At 54.9% G+C, this 226-nt stretch carries 1 protein-coding gene; it reads right to left on the bottom strand.

Annotation, left to right across the window (positions count from 1 at the left end):
* The coding region (locus BIU91_RS18385; protein WP_139196855.1) for a hypothetical protein at positions 1 to 187 on the bottom strand (187 nt) is incomplete at its 3' end.
* Positions 188 to 226 lie beyond the last annotated feature (39 nt).

Raw genomic sequence — 226 nt, 5'->3', positions numbered from 1 at the left:
GCGTCATCTGAATGCGTGAATCTTTGGGATCGAGCCGGTATGCGGCGGAGATCTGGATGACAACGTCGCCTAGAAACAGGTGCTCCATTAGATTATGGCTGTCATCCCAATTGACCGGGTCGTCGAGCAGTTGCTTGTATTCAGGATGCTTGGCCACGAACTGCTCGCCCCATTCGGTCGGCGTCAAGGCTTAGCCTCCCATTGCGTTCTGCAGATCGTCCAAGAG

It is taken from the genome of Curtobacterium sp. MMLR14_002, from assembly GCF_001864975.1.
Taxonomy (GTDB): Bacteria; Actinomycetota; Actinomycetes; order Actinomycetales; family Microbacteriaceae; genus Curtobacterium; species Curtobacterium flaccumfaciens.
This window is presented reverse-complemented; position numbering and strand designations above follow the sequence as displayed.